At 39.8% G+C, this 23,917-nt stretch carries 18 protein-coding genes; 8 read left to right on the plus strand and 10 right to left on the minus strand.

The features are described from left to right. Nucleotides 1-10: 10 nt before the first annotated feature. Entirely contained in the window at nt 11-1,237 is a 1,227-nt protein-coding gene (locus K7X70_RS21525; protein WP_255607518.1) for a type IX secretion system plug protein, read from the plus strand. Here K7X70_RS21525 and K7X70_RS21530 read toward each other — a convergent pair. After that, a complete protein-coding gene (locus K7X70_RS21530) occupies nt 1,227-2,711 on the minus strand; it encodes an alpha-amylase (protein ID WP_222538981.1) in 1,485 nt (494 codons plus the stop codon). The two genes, K7X70_RS21525 and K7X70_RS21530, sit on opposite strands and share 11 nt — an antisense overlap. Before the next feature lie 99 nt (nt 2,712-2,810). Here K7X70_RS21530 and K7X70_RS21535 point away from each other — a divergent pair, with 99 nt between their 5' ends. Then, the gene (locus tag K7X70_RS21535) at nt 2,811-3,332 is read left to right on the plus strand and encodes an acyl-CoA thioesterase (protein ID WP_222538982.1); all 522 of its coding nucleotides are present in this window, start codon (nt 2,811-2,813) and stop codon (nt 3,330-3,332) included. Nucleotides 3,333-3,373: 41 nt separating this feature from the next. Beyond that, a complete protein-coding gene (locus tag K7X70_RS21540) occupies nt 3,374-4,570 on the plus strand; it encodes a cation:proton antiporter domain-containing protein (RefSeq protein ID WP_222538983.1) in 1,197 nt (398 codons plus the stop codon). Here K7X70_RS21540 and K7X70_RS21545 read toward each other — a convergent pair. Further along, nucleotides 4,567-4,974 (minus strand): EVE domain-containing protein, encoded by a 408-nt coding sequence (locus K7X70_RS21545; RefSeq protein ID WP_222538984.1) that lies wholly within the window; start codon nt 4,972-4,974, stop codon nt 4,567-4,569. The two genes, K7X70_RS21540 and K7X70_RS21545, sit on opposite strands and share 4 nt — an antisense overlap. 330 nt (nt 4,975-5,304) lie before the next feature. Here K7X70_RS21545 and K7X70_RS21550 point away from each other — a divergent pair, with 330 nt between their 5' ends. Then, entirely contained in the window at nt 5,305-5,658 is a 354-nt protein-coding gene (locus K7X70_RS21550; protein ID WP_222538985.1) for a hypothetical protein, read from the plus strand. 40 nt (nt 5,659-5,698) lie between these two features. On the opposite strand, the gene K7X70_RS21555 is transcribed toward K7X70_RS21550, so the two are convergent. Further along, nucleotides 5,699-6,103 (minus strand): hypothetical protein, encoded by a 405-nt coding sequence (locus K7X70_RS21555; protein ID WP_222538986.1) that lies wholly within the window; start codon nt 6,101-6,103, stop codon nt 5,699-5,701. Between the two features lie 319 nt (nt 6,104-6,422). Between K7X70_RS21555 and K7X70_RS21560 the strand changes: the two genes are divergently transcribed. Next, a complete protein-coding gene (locus K7X70_RS21560; protein ID WP_222538987.1) occupies nt 6,423-6,989 on the plus strand; it encodes a Crp/Fnr family transcriptional regulator in 567 nt (188 codons plus the stop codon). A 121-nt stretch (nt 6,990-7,110) separates the two neighbouring features. After that, complete coding sequence (locus tag K7X70_RS21565) at nt 7,111-7,440, plus strand: DMT family transporter (RefSeq protein WP_062550068.1); 330 nt, start codon at nt 7,111-7,113, stop codon at nt 7,438-7,440. A gap of 108 nt (nt 7,441-7,548) precedes the next feature. Here K7X70_RS21565 and holA read toward each other — a convergent pair whose 3' ends face one another. Next, entirely contained in the window at nt 7,549-8,574 is a 1,026-nt protein-coding gene (gene holA, locus K7X70_RS21570; protein WP_222538988.1) for a DNA polymerase III subunit delta, read from the minus strand. Between the two features lie 56 nt (nt 8,575-8,630). Between holA and K7X70_RS21575 the strand changes: the two genes are divergently transcribed. Together K7X70_RS21575 and K7X70_RS21580 are read left to right on the plus strand one after the other, a co-directional pair. Beyond that, complete coding sequence (locus K7X70_RS21575; RefSeq protein ID WP_222538989.1) at nt 8,631-9,092, plus strand: type I restriction enzyme HsdR N-terminal domain-containing protein; 462 nt, start codon at nt 8,631-8,633, stop codon at nt 9,090-9,092. Nucleotides 9,093-9,175: 83 nt separating this feature from the next. Then, the gene (locus K7X70_RS21580; protein ID WP_222538990.1) at nt 9,176-9,397 is read left to right on the plus strand and encodes a DUF6965 family protein; all 222 of its coding nucleotides are present in this window, start codon (nt 9,176-9,178) and stop codon (nt 9,395-9,397) included. A 103-nt stretch (nt 9,398-9,500) separates the two neighbouring features. On the opposite strand, the gene K7X70_RS21585 is transcribed toward K7X70_RS21580, so the two are convergent. The 6 genes from K7X70_RS21585 to K7X70_RS21610 all read right to left on the minus strand — a co-directional run bounded on the left by K7X70_RS21585 (nt 9,501) and on the right by K7X70_RS21610 (nt 23,816). Next, a complete protein-coding gene (locus K7X70_RS21585; protein ID WP_222538991.1) occupies nt 9,501-12,170 on the minus strand; it encodes a valine--tRNA ligase in 2,670 nt (889 codons plus the stop codon). Nucleotides 12,171-12,544: 374 nt separating this feature from the next. Further along, nucleotides 12,545-14,701 (minus strand): S9 family peptidase, encoded by a 2,157-nt coding sequence (locus K7X70_RS21590; RefSeq protein ID WP_222538992.1) that lies wholly within the window; start codon nt 14,699-14,701, stop codon nt 12,545-12,547. 76 nt (nt 14,702-14,777) lie between these two features. Further along, nucleotides 14,778-17,231: an outer membrane protein assembly factor BamB family protein gene (locus tag K7X70_RS21595; RefSeq protein WP_222538993.1), complete on the minus strand. Its 2,454-nt coding sequence runs from the start codon at nt 17,229-17,231 to the stop codon at nt 14,778-14,780. A 238-nt stretch (nt 17,232-17,469) separates the two neighbouring features. After that, nucleotides 17,470-19,272, minus strand: coding sequence for a RagB/SusD family nutrient uptake outer membrane protein (locus K7X70_RS21600; RefSeq protein ID WP_222538994.1), 1,803 nt, complete (start codon nt 19,270-19,272; stop codon nt 17,470-17,472). 11 nt (nt 19,273-19,283) lie between these two features. Further along, nucleotides 19,284-22,763, minus strand: a complete 3,480-nt coding sequence (locus tag K7X70_RS21605) for a TonB-dependent receptor (protein WP_222538995.1) — start codon at nt 22,761-22,763, stop codon at nt 19,284-19,286. A 141-nt stretch (nt 22,764-22,904) separates the two neighbouring features. Next, complete coding sequence (locus tag K7X70_RS21610; protein ID WP_222538996.1) at nt 22,905-23,816, minus strand: FecR family protein; 912 nt, start codon at nt 23,814-23,816, stop codon at nt 22,905-22,907. Nucleotides 23,817-23,917: the final 101 nt, after the last annotated feature.

Raw genomic sequence — 23,917 nt, forward strand, 5'->3', positions numbered from 1 at the left:
GTTATTTAGTATGCAAATTGCTCTGGCTCAAAACCAGCAATTTGTATACGATAACAAAGTATATTTACCGGAAATCCGGACAATACAATGTTATAACACACAAAAAGAACAGTCGCTTCCTGTGATTGCTTTAAACTCCAATGAGCTTTTATACTTTTCTTTCGACAACCTAAACGGTGGCAGTAAAATCTACTCTTATACCGTGGAACATTGTACTTCCGATTGGAAACCTTCCCGACTTTCTCCGCTAGATTACCTGGATGGCATGTCGGAAGACCGCATTACGGAATATAAGTATTCTTTTGGAACGCTGCAGCAATACACCAATTATGCCCTCACCTTACCTAATTACCAGATTAAACCAAAGATTTCCGGCAATTACTTATTGAAAGTATATGAAGATGGTAATCCTCAGAAACCTGTAGTTTCTCAAAGGTTTTATGTGGTAGATAACCAGGTCGCTATTGGTATAAATATTACAGCGAGTCCGCAGGTAGACTTGCGTAGGACACATCAGAAGGTCGACTTCACGATTTCCCACAAGAACCCTATTCAGAATCCATCTTTAGATTTAAAAGCAGTGGTAATGCAAAATGGCATCCCACAAACTGCTTCCTGGAACAAGACACCCACATTTGTCAGACCAGGATCCCTGGTATATAATGATGTAAACTATAATGATTTTCCAGGAGGAAATGAGTTTAGAAAATTTGATATGCGGAGTTTCCGTTATAAAGCGGAAAATGTGAAGGAAATCATTAGAGATACCACCAACAAAGTGATTCTTTTTACTGATCAAAACGGGAATGTAGCTAAGTTTACCAATCAATTTGATGAAAATGGCAGTTTTTTCATCAGAAACCAGGATGGCCGTGACGCCAATATCGAAAGTGATTATGCCCGTGTTTATTTCAGCTTAAACTCCCCAGTTCCTAGTACGCCTGGCGATGCTTATGTAGTTGGCCGATTTAACAATTACACCTTAAATGAAGCCAGTAAGCTCCTTTACGATGCTTCCACTAAGCGTTTCCATACCAGCATTCCTTTGAAACAAGGACTGTATGACTATAAATACGTTTGGCTGGATAAACAAACAGGCAAAACTGACCTGACCGTTTTTGAAGGCTCTTTCTTTGAAACGGAAAACACTTATCAGGTGTATGTGTATTACCGCAAACCAGGATCCCGCTGGGAAGAACTGATTGGCTTTGTCAATGTAAACACGACTAAACGATAGTCCATACCGAAACGCTTTCCGCATTACAGAAAAACTCTGCCCATCCATTCTGATCAATAGTGATGGATTCTTTTCTATTACCTAGGGCATCAATCATTGTCTTTCCGATATTTTCCGGCCCCATTTCCATTTCTTTGAATCCTTCTGCACCATTGCTCATGATGACTGCAATACCTGAATTTTGCTTTTCGGCGACACCGGCCCTGGTCCAGCCAATACAATTCGGAAAATCCAAATAATCACGCTGTACCCCATAAGAATGGTCTTTTCTGATCCTCAGCATTTCTGGCAACTCTGCTAAAGGAACCAGATTTACCTCTACCAGATCCTCTTCTTTATCCTTGTCCTCATACTTTGCACCGTATAAATCGGCATAGAAAACGCATGGAACCCCTCCTTCCCTTAATAAAATCAGGGCATAGGCCAAAGGGCGAAACCAAAAATCTATATAGGATTCCAAAGCTTGTAACGGTTGAGAATCATGGTTATCCACGAAAGTAACGGCATACAAAGGTTGCGACTCCACTAAAGCCCCCGCAAATATTTTAGACAGATCATATTGTTCTTTTTCTTCTCCAGCCAGGAAAAGTTGATGATGAAGTAAAGAATCAAACAAATGCATACGCCCTTTTGTGATTTCCAGATATTGCTCCAGTTCTGCTACATTGTCGATATTCCAATTTTCTGCGACAATAAAAAAGGAAGTCTCAAAAGTTTCATTCATGTGGTCCAGCCAGTCGATCAGGAAATCTGTGGCGATATGCTTTACTGCATCCAAACGAAAGCCCCTCATGCCACAAGTGTTTACATACCATTCGCCCCATCGTTTCAGCTCTTCCCGTACCGCTGGATTCCGGAACTCGATGTCATTGTACATCAGGTAATCGTAATTGCCCAATTCTTTAGAAGGGACATCTTCCCAACCTTCACCATAAATATTCTGGATGGAATAAATTCCCATTTCTTTTAAATCTTCTGCCCAATCTATACCGCTGAAGCAATCTTTATCCCATATAAACTGAGAATACTGGCCATCTCTGCCTTTAAAAGTAAACTTTGTCCAGGCTTCAATCTCGAAAGGTTCAGAGGTAAATTCTTCTCTATCTTCTGGATTCACAGTCCTGACCATCATTTTTTGCAGCTCATCCCCGCCTGCTTTATGGTTAAAAACGACGTCAGCAATTACATTTACGCCATTTTTTTGAAGTAACTGAATCGCATTTTTATAATCCTCCTTTGTACCATATTTCGTAGCTACCGTATTCTTTTGATCGAATTCGCCAAGATCGTAAAGGTCGTAAGGATCGTATCCCACTGAAGATGCGCCTGAATTGGCTTTATAAGCCGGTGGAAGCCAGACGCCGGTAATCCCCATTTGCGCGAGTTTTTCTGCTTCCTTTCCTGCTTTAATCCATAACTTCTCGGCTTCATTGTAATACCAGTGGAAGTACTGCAAAAGGGTTTGATTCTCCATATTTTAAGATAACATCAACTCAATATATTTGTTTAAAAAAATAGGCTGCTCCTGAAATTAGTTCATGTATGTTCATTTTTACTTACTTTTGCAGAGATTATGAGTACAAAGATAAAAAGCCCGAAAGAGTCATTTACCATTATGAATGAGTTGGTACTGCCGAATGATACCAATACATTAAACAATTTAATGGGAGGCAGATTGCTCCACTGGATGGACATCGCCGCGGCTATTTCTGCGCAAAAACACTGCAATAGGATCGTGGTTACTGCCTCAGTAGACAATGTATCTTTTAAACAACCCATCAAACTGGGTGATGTAATTACCATTGAAGCAAAAGTAACACGTGCGTTCCATACCTCAGTAGAGGTGAGATTGGATGTCTGGGCAGAAAATATTCCTTCCGGAGCACGTGTCAAATCAAATGAAGCATATTATACGTTTGTGGCCATCGATCAGAGTGGCAGGACGATCCCTGTTCCTGAAATATTACCAGAAACAGAAGATGAAATTGAATTATTTGCCGGTGCATTAAGAAGAAGACAGCTTCGTTTAATCTTGAGCGGTAAAATGAAAGCAAACGACGCTAAAGAGCTTAGAGCTTTGTTTTTCGAAGAATAAAATAAGATATCAATAAACTAGATAGGAACTAAAGGGAAAATATGACGACATACACCACATTAATTATTTTAAGCGGACTTGTCATATTTTCCTATTTATTTGACCTTGTTGCCAGTAAGACCAAACTTCCCTCCGTTTTACTGCTGCTATTATTGGGCATTGGTTTACGTGTCCTGGTAGATAAGCTCCATTTACACACCTTCGATTTCCTGACCATCCTGCCTACTTTAGGCACGGTAGGTTTGATTTTGATAGTTTTTGAAGGTTCCCTTGAACTTAAATATGAAAAGGAAAAAAATAAGCTGATCAAAGGGGCATTTTTTTCCGCTTTTTTTGTTTTGCTGGCCACTGTATCCGTGATCACCTTTATCATCTATCAGATCACCGGAAAAGAACTGTATGTTTGTTTCACAAATGCGATCCCCTTCAGTGTGATCAGTTCGGCTATTGCCATTCCCTCCGCAGCTGCATTAAGTAAGAAAAGCAAGGAATTCATCATTTATGAATCTTCGTTTTCAGATATTTTAAGCATTATTCTTTTCAATTTTGCCATTACGAACCCACACATTTCGCTGTCTTCTTTTGCAGGATTGGGATTGAATACACTGTTGATTATTGTCTTATCAGCGATTTCCTGCATTACTTTGCTGTACTTAATGGGAAGAATTTCGCACCACATCAAGTTCTTTCTGATCATTTCTATTCTGATCCTCGTATATGCCATCGGACAGTCTTATCATTTATCTTCACTAGTACTCATTCTGGCTTTCGGTTTGTTCTTAAACAACGCAGATACCATTAAACATGCCTATTTCAGAAGCATTTTTATTTATAAGAACTTATCAAATGACTTAACGCAGCTTTACCAGCTTTCTGCTGAAAGCGCCTTCATCATCCGTACATTTTTCTTTGTGATTTTTGGCTTTACAATGAATATCTACGCCTTGGATGACGCACCGGTAATTGCCAATGGATTGATTATTTTAGCGACCATTTTTATCATTCGCTTCGCTTATCTGAAGATTTTCAGAAGAGAAAACAGTGGCTCGGAAAGCTTTATTGCACCAAGAGGGTTAATCAGTATCCTACTGTACTTTAACCTGCCTCCAGCATTAAAAATACCAGAGGTAGGCACGGCTTTTCTGTTCCTTGTGGTACTTGGATCCAGCCTCATTATGAGTATCGGCTTACTAGCCGCAAAGAAAGTCATCCATCCTGTAGAAGATAAAGTTCATTAAACAGAACCCATTTCCAGGATCTTATCAAACTCTTCCGCTTTCAATGGCATCACTGATAAACGTCCTTGTCTAACTAATGATATGTCTTGTAAGCTTTCTTCTGCTTTGATTTGCTCTAAAGATACTGGTGTTTTTAAGGCCTCCACTGGCGCTAAATCTACTACCACCCATTTAACATCATCCGTAGTAGGGTCCTGATAAAATTCTTTTACCACTTTGGCAATTCCGACTACATTTTTACCTTCGTTACTGTGGTAAAACAGGACTAAATCACCCTCTTTCATCGCTTTCAGGTTGTTGCGCGCCTGGTAATTTCTTACGCCATCCCAGAAGGTGCGTCCATCTTTATTAAACTGATCCCAACTGTATTTAAACGGTTCACTCTTTACTAGCCAATGATTCATTTTATCTGTGTTTAAATGCGATTTAAGGCAGTTTAAGTTCATCTTTCGAACAAGCCTTTTGTCTATTTCTAATATTTCCCTCCAAAACTAACAAATCAGAACGGATTAAGAAATACATAAATAAGGAAGAACGGTTTAAATGCTGTGTAAATAACAACCAGCTGTTGAACTGTCCAATGCCGCAGCCTAATAAATAGGCCAAGCATCAACAGAAATAAAAAATTATCTCGTCATCTAAACAAATACGTGCTCTATTCAAACTCGAGATTAAGAAAGAATATGTTTAGGTAAAAAACTTTCGTAGTTGCTGAATTTCAATATATTTATAGCATGAAAAAAATGCTCTTAATCTCCTTTGCAGTATTAGGTCTTGTTGCCTGTACTAAAAAAAAGCCCTTTGAATCTGTAAAATCAGGGATGAACACCGCCAAAGTAACTGAACTGGTTGGTGAGCCCTCGCAGAAAATGCCGATGATGATTGCGGAATGGTGGGTGTACCCTGATGATAATAAAATGATTATTATGGTAAACGATACCGTATCAAAAGTGGTGATCGATTTAAAGTCAGTACAAGACAGCATGCAATCTGTAACCGGAGACTTAAAAACCCTGGAACATCAGCTGAATAACCAGATGGACAGCATGCAGATTCAGTTGGAAAATCAGCTGGATAGCTTAAAATAACGCAGAAGCTACTGCTTAAATCTTTCGAGGCCAGCAGTAGCTAATCTTTGTATACTTTTTCCTTACAAACCTGATTTAATACCTGCCTTAACTCCTCCGGTTTATGCGTACCAATCAAGAGCTTCTGATCATTGTTAAATTCCAACTGTAAACCTTTGTTTCCGGAAACATTCAATGCACGCCCATTTCCCATCAGTCCGTATCTGATTCCCCAGCCGCCATATTCCATAATTGGACTATACTTTCTGAGATAAGCTTTATTGATGCTTTCCCAAGGATAAAACCTGAATGACAAATGAAAAGGATAAAACCGAACATGAATTCCCTTATCACTAATTTGAGTCTCTAAGCGAAGGATAAAGAAGAAAATAGTGATCAATAAGGAAACCGTAACTGAGATTACTAATGCGGTATTACTCATCGGATGATCTCCAAACTGTTTCATGATAATGAGCTGTCTGAAAGCTCCCGTTAAAAAGAGCCCATTTATAATCAGAAAGATCAACCAAAGCCACCACTGCCTGAACCTTTGTTTCTCGGAAAAAATAATATCCTCCCCCATTATTTCATCTGTTATTTTGTAGGAATTAAATCTCTAAAGATTGCTTTAATTACTTTTAAGCTACAAAACAACCTTCTAATCACCAATTTAGCGATAATCATTTACAATAAGCACAAAAAAAAACAAAAGCACGACCATTTCAAATTCTATATTTGTACAAACGATTATAAAAACACTTTTCGGTAAACTACATCCACCACAAATGGAAACCATCAAGCAGATCATCACCAATATTACGCCCATTACCGAGCCCTCATTAGAGAAGTTAGCCCGCCTTTTTGTGGAAATAAAATATCCTAAAGGGCATTTATTGTTCCGTCAGCATGAAGTGGACCGTACAGTATATTTTATAAAATCGGGCATGGCCAGAGCGTATTATCGTACTGAAGAATCCGATGTCACGTTTTGGTTCGGCAAGGAAGGAAGCTCTGTTTTTTCTTACAATAGTTACATCAATCAAACGCCTGGCTATGAAAGTATTGCATTATTAGAAGATACCACGCTCTACCGCATAGACCACCACCAGTTGGAAACACTATATACCACCGATATTGCCATTGCCAACTGGGGAAGAAAACTCATAGAAAAAGAGATCATTCTGGTTGAAGAGCGTCTGATTTCCAGGTTACTGCTCAATGCCAGCGAACGTTATAAAAACCTGATGGACCATTATCCGGAACTTTTACAGCGTGTACAGCTGAATTATATCGCCTCCTATTTAGGCATTACGCCAGTTTCTTTGAGTAGAATCAGAGCGGAAATCAGGTAGTTATTGAATCTCCTTGATTTCTTATCATTTGTTTAGTCGGTTTTTATGCTCAAATGCGGAAATTTGCCTTCACATTTACCGAAGCCTGAAATTACAGTAGCCGGCAATAAACAACAATAAAATGAACTGGATATTTTTAATTCTTGGCGGTCTTTTTGAAATCGCCTTCGCTTCCTGCTTAGGAAAAATGAAAGAAACTACTGGAAACGCGACCCTGATGTGGGGTGCAGGTTTCTTAGTCTGCTTAACCATCAGTATGGGCTTATTGCTTAAAGCAACTCAGACGCTTCCTATTGGAACAGCATATGCGGTGTGGACAGGTATTGGAGCCGTAGGAACAGTATTAGTTGGGATTTTTGTGTTCCATGAACCAGCTACTTTCTGGCGAATTGTGTTCATCACCACGCTGATTTGTTCTATTATCGGATTAAAAGCAGTTTCTTCTCACTAAGCAACTAAAAAAGATAATTATAAAAAAGGAGGCTCTGGCCTCCTTTTTTCATATCTATAAAATTCTTAATCTCTGTTTAATAGGCTGATTAAAGCATTTGCGTCGCCACTAATGCAGCATTTTAAACAGTAATTCTTTCAATAATTCCCCATCCGTAATGTTCCCAGTACTATCTACGCCTTTACTTTTAAGATCGTATTCTCTCAGCAGGCTGATGATATCGAAGGTTTTATTCAGGTTATAACTGCGTGATGCCGTTTCGTAATCCTTGATAAAGTAAGGATTTACCCCCAGTTCTTTTGCTGCTTCTGCTTTATTTGGCAGGTAATGATACTTGAGAATTTTTGAAAAATAGGCATTCAGGTTGGCCATCACCATCACCATTGGATTCGCTTTAGGATTGTCGGCAAAATAATTAATGATCTGGTTGCACTTCAGTACATTCCTTATGGCCAATGCCTTTTGCAGCTCAAATACATTATATTCTTTACTGATCCCTATATTTCGTTGAATCAGGTCGGTATCTATCGTCACTTCTTTTCCAATATTGAGCAGCAGTTTTTCCACTTCATTGGCAATCTTTGAAAGATCAGCACCTAAATACTCTGCCATCAGTGCGGAAGCCTGAGGAGCAATCTTATAGCCTTTCTCTTTCACAAAATCCTCGATCCAAGCCGCCAATTTATAATCGCGCACTAGATCCGATTGAAAAATCACCCCATTTTTGTCAATGGACTTATAGATTTTCTTTCGTTTATCAAAATTGGCGTATTTGTATCCCAGCACCAGAATAGTACTTGGAAGCGGTTTCTCAAAATAGCTTTGTACAAACTCTGCTTCCTTGCTGCTTCCCTCCGCTTCCTTGGCCCATTTAAGGTCCTGCGCTTCCTTCACAACTATCAATTGATAGTCTGACATCATTGGGTAGCGTTTCGCCGCATTCATGATGGTAGCCATGTCTGTATCCTTCCCATATAAAACGGTCTGGTTGAATCCTTTTTCCATATCGGTCAACACATTTTCTTCCATATAATGGATAATCTGGTCGATATAATAAGGCTCTTCACCGTGTAGCAGGTAAACAGGCTTAAACTTTCTGGCTTTAATGTCTTTGATTATATTGGCAACACTCATATATTTATCCAAATGTAACGGCTAAAAACTAATTATTAAAGGTTATTTTTGCACAAATGGCATTTAACCCTACAGCGCTGAACCTTCCACAGTATCCTTTTAAAATTACAATGAAGGATAACAAGCACTTTATTTTCGACGAAGTACGTAAGAAACACCTGGTTCTGACTCCAGAAGAATGGGTGAGGCAGCATTTCATTCAGTATCTTATCTTAATCAAAAAATTCCCCAGAACACTGATCCAGATCGAAGGGGGGCTAAACCTCAACCAACTCAGGAAAAGAAGTGACATTGTTATTTTTAACACTTCCGGTGAGCGAATTATGGTGATTGAATGTAAAGCTCCTGCAATACACATTACCCAGGCAGTTTTTGACCAGGCCTCCCGATACAATTCTGTTCATAAAGCCAAATGGCTGGTCGTGACCAATGGCTTAAAACATTGCTATGCAGTGATCGATCATCTGGCAGAAAGCTTCCGGTTTATTGAGGAATTACCCGAATATCAACAGCTATAGGAAGAAAACATACTGATCATTCAAAAAACAAGCTAATCCTGAAAAAAACAGGGAGTAAATGATATTAGTATTACCTTTGCGTCATGACTGTTTCCGACTTAGAAGACTATTTTTCTGGTATTAATTTACCGCAAACCCTGGAACTCTATCCAGGAACTATATTGACTGACGTCCCTCACTGTGTAGACACCCATCTCAATGTGTTAAAAATCTATGGTAATGTTAGGCCATACGAATGTTTCTACGACCGGTTGATCAAAATCAAAGAAATGGTAGAACAGGAACAAGAAAACTCAGAAGAATAAAAATCAAGAACAAAAAATGGCAAAAACATCAACATGATATAAATGAAAAAGACAACCTGATGAGGGTTGTCTTTTTCATTTATATCAAAGGCAGCATTAATGATTACCCTAAAGATTCAATTTGTCCTAAAATAGTATTGATTTTAGATTCTGCATCTGCTTTTTTATTGCGTTCATTCTGAATGATCTCAGGTTTTGCATTTTGAACAAAACGTTCGTTGCTCAACTTCGCATCTACTGACTTCATGAAGCCTTGAAGATAAGTCAATTCAGCATTTAAACGTTCTTTTTCTGCTTCTACATCAATCGTTTCATTCAGTTGAATAAAGAATTCATCTTTTCCAACCATGAAACTCACAGCACCAGCGATTTTATCGGTTACAAAAGTTATTTCATCAACATTTACAACCTTAGAAATCACGTTGAACCACTTTTCATAATCCAATCCAGAGTTCACCTTAATACTTAAAGGCAAAGCATCTTTTGGAGAAATCTGCTTCGTGTTACGTACATTTCTGATCTCTGCAATCAATCCTTTTACGATCTCTACATCCTTCAATAATGGCGCATCAATTGAACCTACAACAGGATATGAAGCTACAATACAGCAATCCATCTCTCCTCTTGCACTGAACAACTCATCATGCCACAGCTCTTCCGTAAGGAAAGGCATATATGGATGTAAAAGTGTCAGAATCTTCTCAAAGAAACCGATGGTGAACTTTAACGTTTCTGCATCAATTGGATGCTGATAAGCAGGTTTCACCATTTCCAGGTACCATGCACAGAAATCATCCCATACTAGTTTATAAGAAGTCATTAATGCTTCTGATAAACGGTACTGTTTAAAGTTATCTTCAATTTCTACTAAAGCTTCATTGAAACGGTTTTCAAACCATGAAATCGCCTGTTGGTTTGGATTTGGCAGCGTATAATCTACTTCCCATCCCTTTACCAAACGGAACGCATTCCAGATCTTATTGGCAAAATTCCTTCCTTGCTCGCAATAGCTCTCATCAAACATCAAATCATTTCCTGCAGGAGAGCATAGCAGCATTCCTACACGAACTCCATCAGCACCATATTTTTCAATCAGGCCGATTGGATCAGGAGAATTCCCTAATGATTTAGACATTTTACGTCCTTGTTTATCTCTAACAATACCTGTTAAATAAACATTAGTGAATGGCTTCTGACCACGGAATTCATGTCCGGCCATGATCATTCTTGCGACCCAGAAGAATAAAATCTCAGGAGCAGTCACCAAATCGTTGGTCGGATAATAATAACTAATCTCTTTATTGTCTGGGTTTTTAAAGCCATCAAACACAGAAATAGGCCATAACCAGGCAGAGAACCAGGTATCCATTACATCAGGATCTTGGTTTACAAATGGAGCCAGCTGGTTTTTGAAACCATTTGCTTCTTCTTCCGTAAACGCACCATCAATATCTTTTAGCTTTAAAAGCTCTGTTAAAGCTTCTTCTTTAGTTTTTGCAACTACCCAGTTACCCTGGTTGTCGTACCAGGCCGGGATTTGTTGTCCCCACCACAACTGGCGACTGATATTCCAGTCACGGATGTTTTCCATCCAATGGCGGTAAGTATTCTGGAATTTTTCTGGAATCAGCTTCACATCCCCATTCAATACATCTTCCAATGCTGGCTTCGCCATTTCGTCCATTTTACAGAACCACTGCATAGAAAGTTTAGGCTCAATAGCCGCATCTGTACGCTCAGAGAAACCTACTTGTGACTTGTAGTCTTCGACCTTGTCCAGGTGTCCAGCCTCATCCAATAATTTGGCAATCTTTTTTCTGGCGATGAAACGATCTTCGCCAACAAGAATCTGTGCCAGCTCATTTAGCGTACCATCTTCATTTAAGATGTCAATTACCGGTAATTTATGTCTCAATCCTAACTCATAATCGTTCAGATCATGCGCCGGAGTAACTTTTAAACAACCTGTTCCAAAGTCCATCGTTACATAATCATCCTCAATTACAGGAATCTCACGATTGATTAAAGGAACAAATACTTTCTTCCCTTTCAGGTGCGCATAACGCTCATCATTTGGATTCACACAGATTGCTGCATCCGCCATGATGGTTTCCGGACGTGTAGTCGCAATGGTCAGGAACTCCTGATCATTACTTCCCGCAACTGTATACCTGATATAATATAATTTTTGATTTACCTCTTTACGGATCACTTCCTCATCAGAAACAGAAGTCTTTCCTGCCGGATCCCAGTTCACCATCCTTACCCCACGGTAAATTCTTCCCTTTTTGTATAAATGGATAAAACAATCGATTACCGCAGCAGACATGTCGTCTTCCATGGTAAAACGGGTACGCTCCCAATCGCAGCTGGCACCTAGTTTCTTCAATTGCTCCAGAATAATACCTCCGTATTTTTCCTTCCACTCCCAGGCATATTTCAGGAATTCTTCCCTTGTCAGGTCTTTCTTGTCAATACCACGCTCTTTTAACATCGCCACGACTTTCGCCTCTGTCGCAATAGAAGCATGGTCAGTACCAGGTACCCAACACGCATTCTTACCCTGCATCCTCGCCTTACGAATCAATACATCCTGAATCGTATTGTTCAACATGTGTCCCATGTGCAATACGCCCGTGACGTTTGGTGGTGGAATTACTATTGTATATGGCTCGCGTTCATCCGGTTCAGAATGGAAAAAGTTCTTTGACATCCAGTAGCTGTACCATTTATCTTCGGTCGCTGCTGGGTCGTATTTTGTGGAAATGCTCATTATTACGAAAAAGTATCTGTTGAAATGCAAAAATAGCTTTTTAATTCATAAAGAGAAAAATTCGGGTTACTACTCGCGGACTCAAATCTTTTGCTGAAGGACAAAAGATTTACAGGTCAGCTCTTAGCAATCCCTCATTTTTAATTAAGCGGCCACTCAAAGCGTTACAAGAAACGCAAAGCTTATTGATTAAGTAGCCTTTTTAACCTTAAAAGGCAACATTTGAACAACACGCAGCCTGCATTCCAGTCCTCCAGAAACCTTAATTAAAAAAAGCGGGTTGTGCTTTGAGGGCCTGTAAAATCTTTCTTTCAAAAGATTTTGAGACCGAAAAGTACAACCCGCTTTTTTAACAGTATTAATTTACTAACTGCTTATTTTTTAAGATGCTGCATAAAGTAATCTGTTACTTTCTGATAAAGGTGAACACGGTCCTTGCCAATCACATTGTGCTCATGACCAGGATAGATCATATAATCCAGCTGAATATTTTTATCCACCGCATGTTTAATAAAATCAACGGTATGCTGTTGTACAACTACAGGATCCTGTACACCGTGAATCAATAACAATTTACCCTTCAGGCTGCCTACGTGGTCAGATAGATTGGTTTCCGCATAACCTTCAGGATTCTCTTTAGGTGTATCCATATAACGTTCGGTGTACATGATTTCGTAGAAATTCCAGTTAATAACCGGACCACCAGCAACCGCAGCTTTGAATAAACCTGGTTCTTTTAGCATCACATTTACAGTACTAAAACCGCCAAAGCTCCAGCCAAATAAGCCCATATTATTAGAATCAACATAAGATAATGACTTCAGATAACCTACAGCTTTCTTCATATCTTCCAACTGAACGGCACCAGCATGTCTGAACATCGACTGCTCAAAAGCTTTTCCTCTGTTGTCACTGCCACGAGTATCCATAGTCAACACTACAAAACCTTGCTGTGCCATATATCTGAACCAGTAATCACCAGCACCAGCGTTCCAGCTATTGGTAATCAATTGCGCGTGCGGACCTCCATACCAGTAAACAATCACCGGATATTTTTTTGTACTGTCAAAGTTTAACGGTTTGTATAGGCTGCAATATAGGTCATCACCTGTATCACTTTTAATCGTAAAGATCGATGAGTTTTCAGTGGCATACTGAGCAAGCGGGTTCGCTGCTTTCAACAATACCTTAGTTTTTGCAGTAGCTACTTCTACCAGTTGAATCACTTTCGGCACCTCAGGACTACTGTAATTATCAATCACTGTATTTCCTGTGCTGCTGATTTGCGTGTTATGGACTGCTAAACCTTGTGTAATCCGCTTAGATTTTGCCGATTTTAAATCCAATAAATATAGATTTCTTGTAATTGGAGATTCTGCAGTAGATACATAAAACAGCTGATCGCCTTTAGGGTTAAAGCCTTTCACCTCTGTCACTTCCCAATTGCCTTTTGTCAATTGCTTCAGAACTTTTCCTTTTAGATCATATAAATACAAATGATTCCACCCATCACGGTTACTTTGCCAAATAAATTTAGAAGGATCTGTTTTAAGGAATAACATAGGCACTAATGGCTCTACATATTTTTCATCTTTCTCTTCGAAGATGGTTTTAATGAAATCACCTGTTACTGCATCATATTGATTAAGTTTCATGTGGTTTTGCTCAGGGTTCAACACTGCGATAAATACTGATTTATCATCAGGGCTCCAGGCGATATTGGTCAGGTATTGTTCTACCGGTTCGCCAGTTTTTAGGTATACCAATGCTTTTGTAGCTGGATTATATATACCTACCGTTACATGGTGACTTTTGTCGCCTGCCATCGGGTATTTAATATTGACATTTTTTGCCGGACGGGTTGTCCAGTCTGAGATTGGATAATCTGTAACCATACTCTGGTCCATTCTGTAGAAAGCCAGCAGTTTACCACTGTTACTCCAGAAAATCCCTTTTGAAATTCCAAATTCTTCCCTATGAACAGAAGAAGCATACACGATATCTGCAGTTCCGTCTGTTGTTACTTGCTCAGCAGTAGTTCCATTAGCAACAAAAAGATTGAATTTATCCAGGTAAGCCACATAGCCGGCCTTACTTTCTTCGACATTTGTTTTACCAGCAAGTTCTGCGCTTAACAATGTTTTAAAAGTGTTATTAGCAGGATTAAAGGCCAGTTTAGCACCTTTAACATACATAATCCAATCCGCCCCTTGATTAAATTGAATCACTGGCATCGCGGTTAGCGTATCCTGCTGAACTGCGCGAAGCTTTTGATTGAGCTGTCCGAGTGAAAGAAGCGCTTGCTCTTCTTTTGCTTTAAAGTTTCCCGACATCCATACCGGGCCATTGGCCTGACGTTTAGCATATACATAGTTCTCTGTTCCGTAGATGAACTGCAGCTGTGATAAATTTTCAGGTGCAAGAGTGGTACGGGCATTACTCATTGCATCCTGCATGGTCAGCATTTTATTCTGGGCAACCCCATAAAATGAAAGGGCCACCAACTGACATAGTAAGATAAATTTCTTCATTGTTTTCTAATTGATGGCCCAAATGTAACAATTAACCAGGTATCCCTGGTAAACTGCAACAACATTGCAACGTAAGCTATTTTATTTCGAAACCATACACATTACCTGCAAAATCTGCCAGAAAAAGCTGTTTTCCATTGAGTGTAGGATCGGCAAATACTGGTGCCCCCAGGTTTAATTTTTGTAATACTTCTCCTGAGTTCTCATTGATCACATATAAGTGACCATCAGAAGCGGCAAACAACAAATCTTTTCCATATTTAACTACGGTACTTTCTACAGTGGCGGCTCCAGGGCCAGTATAAGGTGCTGAATAAACCAAAGCATCACCGGTAGGCCTATTCCATACTTCTTTTAATGTTTTCAAATTGTAAGCAACAACACCATTTGTAGAAGTTGGCATAATCAAATGCTGATCTGTGATTAAAGGAGTTGCCATTACTTTAAAGTCGTAGGTCCCCTCAATCTTATCTATGTTTTTTCCTGTTAAAGGATCCAGGATAAATATGGCATTCAAGCCTGTAATGTATACTTTACCTCCTTTATACATTCCTGTGCTACTTCTAAAACGAAGACCTTCATCACTTCTTTTCCAAAGCAATTTCCCCGTTTTACGGTCATGGCCAAATAAGCTTTGCCAGTTACTTCCAGTGATCAAAACCTCTCCGGCCATTGTCATTTTTTCGGGTGTTCCTTCCCCGCCATTCCAATCTTTATTGATCCAGATTGTTTTTCCGGTAGCCACTTCTAAAGCCTGCAAATAAGCCCCTGAACCAGTATAGTAAATACCTTTGTCGGCAATACCACCAGATATATAACCAGGAAGAGTTTTCATTCCCAAGTCCTTTTTCCAGATCAATCCTCCATTATCAGGTTTTAAGGCATAGGTAAATCCTTCCATATCTGTTCCTAAAATTATCCCTTTTTCATAGGCAAGCGCATGTTTTATAGAATTACGCGTTTTATAATGCCATAGGATTTTGCCTGTTACCGGATCTAAAGCGGTGATGCCACATTGCAGGTTATTTGCATCATCAATAGTGGCGACAAATAATTTACCTTCGGCAAGCAAAGGACTGCCTTTCCATATATTCCCTTTGATATTGTTTACCCATTTCAAGGCTAAAGCAGTCGCTTTTCCCTGACCAAATTCTGTATTTCCTGTTAGAGCAGCAGACTGTAATCCTGAGTTTGCAGACATCGCGGTACTTGCATTTACCGGTAAAATAAAAGCTTGTTTTTCGATATGCACCCTGCCGCCATCGTAAGTCACTTCGGTTTGAATCGTATAAGACTTCCCTTTAATCATTTTTGCAGCAGGCACCTTTCCATACCAGCTCCAATCTGTGTTTGCAGTTAAAGCTGCGACTGCAATCTGATTTCCTTTTTCATCATAGATAATACTTTTGGCAGATTTCACCGCATTTTCAGTATCGTAAATGTTCGCAGAAATCATCAAATTACCATCTTTCACCAATACCATATCTGAACCATTAGGGCTGTTTACCACCAAATGATCCTGTAAATAAGTGTAATGAGGCTTGATTTCTTTTACTCCATTCTTATCAATCTCTATGGATAAAAACTGTCCCGCGGAGTTGTCTATTCCTCCCATACTTGGCGCGGCAGAAGACACATATTGAATCCCGGTTTGATCACTTTTCCTCACAAAATTATTGTGCCAGTGACCGTAAACCCAGGCTTTCAAATTGTTTTCATTCAGGTTGATAGAGTCATTTTTCCCTTTCAATACAAACTGATCATTATAGGTCAACAAATCATGGTTAAAAATGATCACCGGTTTATTTTTATCAGTGGCAGCAAGGTCGTTTTTCATCCAGCTGATCACCTCATCAACCGTATAAGAAGGCTGCACGTCGCCGGAGCGCATTGGCGTCACAATAAAATGTGCCGGACCAGCATCGAAGGAATAATAAACCGGACCAAAAAGACTTTCAAAAAGTTCTTCGCCGTAGGCACCTTTTACCAGGTCATGGTTTCCAATACAGTAAAAGATCTGTTTTCCCAAAGCTTCTGGAGTTACCTGGTTTGCATGAAAATTAAGGCCTTTTTCATAACATATATCTCCCGTATGCACGATAAAGCTAACATCCTGATTTTTCGAGAAGTTTTTCAGATTGGTAATCCAGTCGTTGTATTTGTCGGTTTCTGTATCGGTAATTTGCAGCATCTTCACCGAAGAACCTGCACTGGTAGGGTCTGGAAGCAGACCGAAGTTATAAGCTGCTACCTTTTCTTCTATTTTAAGGTAATGTTTTGCGCTCAGTTTATACCCGGCAGGAACGGTGACAAATATAAACCGGTTTTTTGCATGTCCTGGTAAAGAAAAATTGCCGTTCATATCTGTTTTTAAGACATTTTGTCCATCCGATACGGAAACACCTTTCATACCTTTTTCGCCTGCATCCCAGGTTTTATTCTTATTCTCATCCAGGAAAACCTTCCCTTTATATTGTGCTCCCGAGGCATTGGCCAGGAGTGCAAAAGCTACTGTAAAAATTAATCTCATTAGGGTTTCATTTAGTGTTTATGGTAATTGTGTGTGGTTCATTAATTAATCAATTGATCATATCTTATATGACCCGGTCAATTGCTGGTTTATCTAGACCTCATACATATATCATGATATCAATATATTATTATATCTATATTCACTTGATACCACATTAAAAAAGCAGCAGGTATTTAAACCTGCTGCTGTATAGGGGCATTAAATAACAGGTCTAAAACACCTTTTTCTACTTAATTTACCAGCCAAAAACTTGTTTGAGCTGAGGGTTAGCGACCACTTCTCCTACTGGGATTGGTCGGTAATAATATTTCGGGCTAATAAAATTCCTTGGTTGATCTCTGTCTCTGGTAAAGGCAATAAAGCCATAATTACCATTGCTCAGGTAGAAATTCTGATCTTTTCCAGCTTTATCTTTCAGGTAAAATTTAGACAATTTTGCTCTTTCTTCCGCAGGAATACTAGCAATCGAAGATTCATCATCAGGATTAGGCAGAATGGCAATATCAGGTTTCCCGTCGCCGGTAACATCCATGGCACCCAATGCAGGAACATACATTCCCTGCTGACTGTCCTGAAATAAATTACCCGATTTCCAACGCATTAAATCACTAAAACGGAAGCCTTCACAAGCAGTCTCTACCCTTCTTTCCCGACGTATTTCCAGCAATACCGCGCTGCTTACATTTGGATACATTGCAGCCAGAACAGGATCTACAGCTACCCCCATATTCAAAGGGGGCATTTGTACACGGCTGCGCAATCGGTTAATAGTCTGATCAAGATCTCCCTGACTGATACTTCCTAATTCCGCTTTTGCTTCTGCATTGATCAGCAATATCTCCGCATACCTAAAAACTGGCAATCCAGTATAATTTGCCTGCCATCCTTGTCTGAGTGCCGGATCACGAGGGTAAAACTTGATTTGATTGTATCCACCTAAGGTTGCTTTGATCACATAAGGCTCATTAAGTGTATTGAATCCTCTGAATGCAGGGTTAATAATCGTTTCCGCCATCCTCGGATCACGGTCCTTAAATACTTCCGTATAAACCTTGGTATGATACCCCGGACTGGAAGTAAAAGGAGTTCCATCTGTTTTCAAATAGGTATCTGCAAGACTTCTGCTCAGCGACCAGGTATAATCAAGAACGGTATGGGTATTATTTCCTACCCCCAATTCTCTGTTATAATCTGCCCACATGATCATTTCTTTGTTGCCGGATAGTGTAGGGCTTGAAAATAGGGACCTATAATCTGCCGCACCATTTCCAGTACTCACCAATTCAAAACCACCTTCTTTCATGATTTTGTCGGAAGCCGATACTGCAATATTTAAAAAACGCTGATAATCGCTGGTCAATCCAAGTTCATCATGATACTTTCTGAATGTTCCTTCATGTAAAGCAAAACGAGACAATAAAGCCAGTGCCGTCCATTTTGTGACCCTGGTTTTCGTATCTTTTCCTTTTGCATCAATTTTGATATTCGTTGCTGCATAATTCAGATCGTTCAATACAGAATCCACCACCAATGCTCTTGGGTCTTGTCCTTTGTACAATTCAGGATCATTTTCAGACAAAACATGGCCATACCAAGGTACATTACTATACTTTTTTATTTTATCGAAGTAAAACATTGCGCGAAAAAAGCGTGCAATCCCCACATAATGTTTGATCAATACTGGATCACCTTTAGCCTGACCAATATGATCCAGCATAAAATTAACTCTTCTTAAATCTTCCCAATCGTCTTTTCCCCAACCGCCCACATTGGCGGCAGATAATCCTCCTCGGACTAATAAATCGACCTCTCCATTGGCATTATAATTTGAGATATTGTCTGAATTAATATCAGAATAACTTGGTTCAATCTGTTGGTAAAAACCATTGCTATAAGTTTCTAAATCTGCTGGTGATTGAAAGAATACACCTTCAGTAATTTCGGTTTGCGGGTTTCTCTGCAGGAAATCTTTCTTGCAGGCCGTCATCCCTATCGTCGTCAATCCTAATGCAAGGATATAAGTTGTTTTTAGTTTCATGAGGTCTTGCGTTAAAAATTAAGGTTTAAACCAAGGGAGTATGTTTTTTGGAAAGGATAGATTTTTCCGTCCAATCCTTCAGGGTCTAACCTGGCTTTGATGTGTGAAACATCAAATAGGTTTTCTGCACTGAAGTACACCCTAAGCTTGTCCATCTTCATTTTTGTCGTTAAAGATTTAGGAAGCGTATAACCAAGCGTTAGATTTTTCAACCTCAGGTAAGAAGCATCCTGCAGGTATCTTGTTTGTGGATTTCCCAATTCTGACTCATCTTCCGCGATATAAGCTTTTACGCGCGGGAAATAGGCATTTGGAGTTTCCGGAGTCCAGTGATCCAGGTTGTGTGCCTGCACATTGGTCCATGGCTGCGCGTACACACCCCAGAAATAATGGTTACTTGCATTAGGATACCAGTCTCTTTTACCGACACCCTGGAAGAACATCCGGATATCAAAACCTTTCCATCCTGCACCCAGATCTATTCCATATTGGTATCTGGCCGTGGTATTTCCAATAATTTTTTGATCTCCATGGTTCGCAAGTGTATTGTCACCTTTGTCGATTTTACCATCACCATTCAGGTCTTTAAACTTTAAATCACCTACATCAAACAGGTATCCGGTATCATCAGCACCTACTGCACTTTGGTTGGCATGGTTCGCAATTTCTTCTTTAGATTGGAAAAACCCTTCTGTTTCCAGTCCCCAGATTTCTCCGAGTTCTTTACCTACATAGTATCTTTCGTTACCAAATTCATCTCTACCAATCTGTCCGCTAGGGTTGTCAAACTTGGTAATAAAACTACGGCTATCGCCGACATTAAAGCCAATGTTATAGTACAGCTGGCTGTTGTTGACCATAAAACCATCTTTCCATCCGATTCTCAATTCCCATCCTTTAGTTTTCAAATCAGCCGCATTTACTTTGGGTTCTACGGTTCCAAAAGGACCAGGCAAGACCTTACCTTTGGTTAGCATTCCTTTGGTATACCTGGTATAACGATCAAAATTCAGGTCTAATCTGTTTTTAAGCAAGCTCACATCCACACCAAAGTTCAGGGTAGAAATCCTTTCCCAGGTTAAACTATTGGCTACTGCCCCTGGAGGATTTACGGTAGTCGGTTTACTTCCGTCCAGAATCTGCCCGATAGGACCTGGTTTCATAGTTGGGATGTAATAATAAGCGCTCACATCCTGATTACCCAATGCACCGTATGAAGCGCGGAATTTCAGCAAGTCGATTTTTAGCTTTTCCGCCACCGGTTTAAAGAATTTTTCATTGCTGGCTACCCATGCCACAGAGGCAGAAGGGAAAAAGCCCCATCGATCATCAGCAGGAAAACGGGAAGTACCGTCATAACGGCCATTTAATTCCACAATATACTTGTTGTCGAAAATATAGTTGAAGCGATAGAACCAACCTCTAACCGCCCAATCTTCAATACTTTCTTCTGCTTCAAATGCCCCGGTTGCCAGGTTAATGGAAGGCAAGGTGGCACTGATTAAACCTTTTCGAGATACCGAACTGTAGTTCCAGTTTCTGGTTTCCTGATTAAAACCAGCAAGAACCTGCAGGTAATGTTTTTCATTAAAAGTTTTATGGAAATCGGTATAGATATTGTAAATATTGTGTCTGATGTGCCTATCTACATTCCTTGCCGATCCTGCTGGATCGCCGCTATAACTAATCGCCGAATTTGGTCCTGTTTTATAAGGAATAGGGAGGTCATAGGATCTTCCAGCACTATCTATTTTTCTAACTGTTGCATCTGCTTTTAACTCCCAGATGTCTTTCAGCAGGGAAGCTTTTGCGGTAAAAGTGGTCTGAAAGCTATTTCCTCTGGTTACTCTGCGACCGCCACTTTGCATTTTCCCCAATAAAGCGGCTCCGGTAGAAGTCCAGCTGCCGTCCGGATTGGTAGGCACATCCAGCGAACTTTGTCTGTTTACATTGTGAAAGAATCCCTCCCCATTATAGGAAGGCTCATCATAGGTACTGGTCATAAAGGAAGTATTATTTCCTATGGTCAGCCATTTCGATAAATTGTAATCTGCTTTAGCGCGAAGGTTGTAACGATCGTAAGTATCGTTTCCATACTTAAACATCCCTTCGTTTCTAAAATATTCTGTCGACATATAATAGCTTAGTTTATCATCTTTTTTCGAGATGTTCACATTGGCATTATAAGTCGGCGCAGATTGATGATAAACTTCGTCCATCCAGTTTGTACTGCCATAATACATCCAGGCATTTTTATCTGTTGGGGAAACAATAACTGATGGTAAAGAAGGATCTGCAGCAAGTTTCCTGGCATACTCCCTATCGCTTTCCGGGAATAAGTTATACAAAGGATAAGCGGCATCATGTTTATACTCCATTACGGTCAACGGATCAGTCACCACTTCCGGTACTTTGCCTAGTTGTCTGATGGCATAATACGTATTAGCGCTAATCTTCAAATCGGTACTCTGTGCTGATTTAGTCGTAATTAAGATCACGCCGAAAGCACCTCTTGCACCATAGATCGCTGCCGATGCCGCATCTTTCAATACCGTTACATTCTCAATGTCTGCAGGATTTAAAGCCATCAGTTCCTCATTCGTAAAAGGTACGTTATCCACTAAAATATAGGGAGAACCACCATTTAGGGAAGTAAAACCACGGATGTTAAATTTAGGCGCTTTGTTCACCTGTCCGCTGGAAATGGTGATGTTCAGATTGGGAATTAATCCCTGCAAACCTGCACCAACACTGGTAATCGGCCTATTGGCGATTTCCTTACCCGAAACTCCGTCTACCGCACCACTCAGATTTACTTTTTTCTGTGTACCATAACCAACTACAACTACCTCATTCAGGAATTTCTGGTCGTCTTGTAAAATCACATTGATCTGTTTACGCGTCCCAATCACGATTTTTTGCTCGGTCAGACCAACATAGCTGAACACCAATACATCTGCCGGTGAACCTGCTTCAATCTGGTAGTTACCATTTACATCAGTGGTCGCCGTTTTTGGCGTTCCCATGATGCGAACTGAAACTCCTGGAATAGGCAACCCCTTTTCGTCGGTCACCATCCCCTTGATCAAAATTGCTTCATTTACCCAGGATAAAACTGGCAAGGCATCCTGATCACGTCTTCTAAAGATCACGACATTATTTTCGGACTCCCGATAAGAAAAAGGAGTGCCATGTAACAGCTCCAGCAATACCTCATTTAAGGGCTTACCGGATACATCCATCATGATTCCTTTCACTTTTCTCAGCTCATTATTATTGTAAGAAAAATCCAGATTGCTGCTTTTGCTGATTTTTTCTATTGCTTTTTCTAAGGATTCGCCTTTTAGGTGAACACTCACCTTAACATTTTTTAGCCGCTGACTAAATACCGTTTCCGCAAATAAGGTTCCGGCGGTAGTCAGCAATGTGGCAAACACTATTAATCCTACTCTCATCATCTTAAGAATTAGTGTAGTAATGTTTTTTTTCATATTTTTATTCGTTTTAAAATTTCATTGAAACATAGCACGGCCATCTGGAGAATTTTTCGAAGAGTTACCCAAATGCTGTACTTTCTGATCAGTATCTGCTCTAACAGATACTGATCTTCTTTTTTTAATACTATTGACCGATTAGTTACATCCACTACCTGTTATAAGCACCTCCTTTTCTTTATTAATTTGGTAAGTAATTCCTTGTATTTCCTTGATGAGGTCTAATACCTCGGTTAAGCTTTGATGGGTGTTAAAGCGAATGCTGTTCTGACAATTTTTGAATTTCTGCTGATCATATTTGATCTTTACCTGATAAGTGTTTTCTATGGCAAGCACGAGGTCTTCAAAATAAGCGGCATTCAGGATCACATTGCCATCATGCCATGCCATGCGCTCAGTTGCTTTTACTTTTAATACTTTCGGTTTCCGGTGATCTGTGTTGTAAACCACCTCTTCATTTTTGATTAGCACACTGGTTTGATCGTGTTCATCTGTTACAGCCACCTTCCCGGTGACTACGGCCACACTTCTTGTAGACAATGCCTGATAAGATTTTACCACGAATGAGGTTCCCAGCACATTGGTCTTAATTCCTGAAGCTTCTACTACAAAAGGAACCTTTTCATCATGAACGATGTTAAAAAACCCCTCTCCATCTACCAGATAGACCAATCTTTTCTTTCCGAATTTTTTAGGGTATTTAAAAGTACTGGCAGAATTTAACCATACCGTAGAGCCATCTGGCAAGACCAATTGTCGGGTCTCTCCTTTTGGAACGGTTACCGTGATGTAATTGTTATTATTGGAATAGAAAAATAGCAAGCCTGCTGAAAGCATTAGGAAACTAATTGCTGCAGCCATACTCAGCATTGCTTTCTTTCTTTTCAGCCTGACGCTATGCTGCTGTTGCTGCTGGATTTGTTTGGTAGCCTGTAAACGTCCCAGGATTTCCTGACGTATGGCCTCTTTATCATTTTCACCCTTAAATACACCGGAAGGATCATTGATTCCGAATTCTTTATACAGGTCGTTTTTGTCTTTTTCGTTCATATACTAAATACATAACGAACGAGGTAGAAAGAGGTACTAGGAGAAAATTATTTTTTTTGAAAATAGGCAGCAGCTCTATTCTATCCTATCCTACAGCTGCT

This window comes from Pedobacter polysacchareus, from assembly GCF_019802255.1.
Classification (GTDB): Bacteria; Bacteroidota; Bacteroidia; order Sphingobacteriales; family Sphingobacteriaceae; genus Pedobacter; species Pedobacter polysacchareus.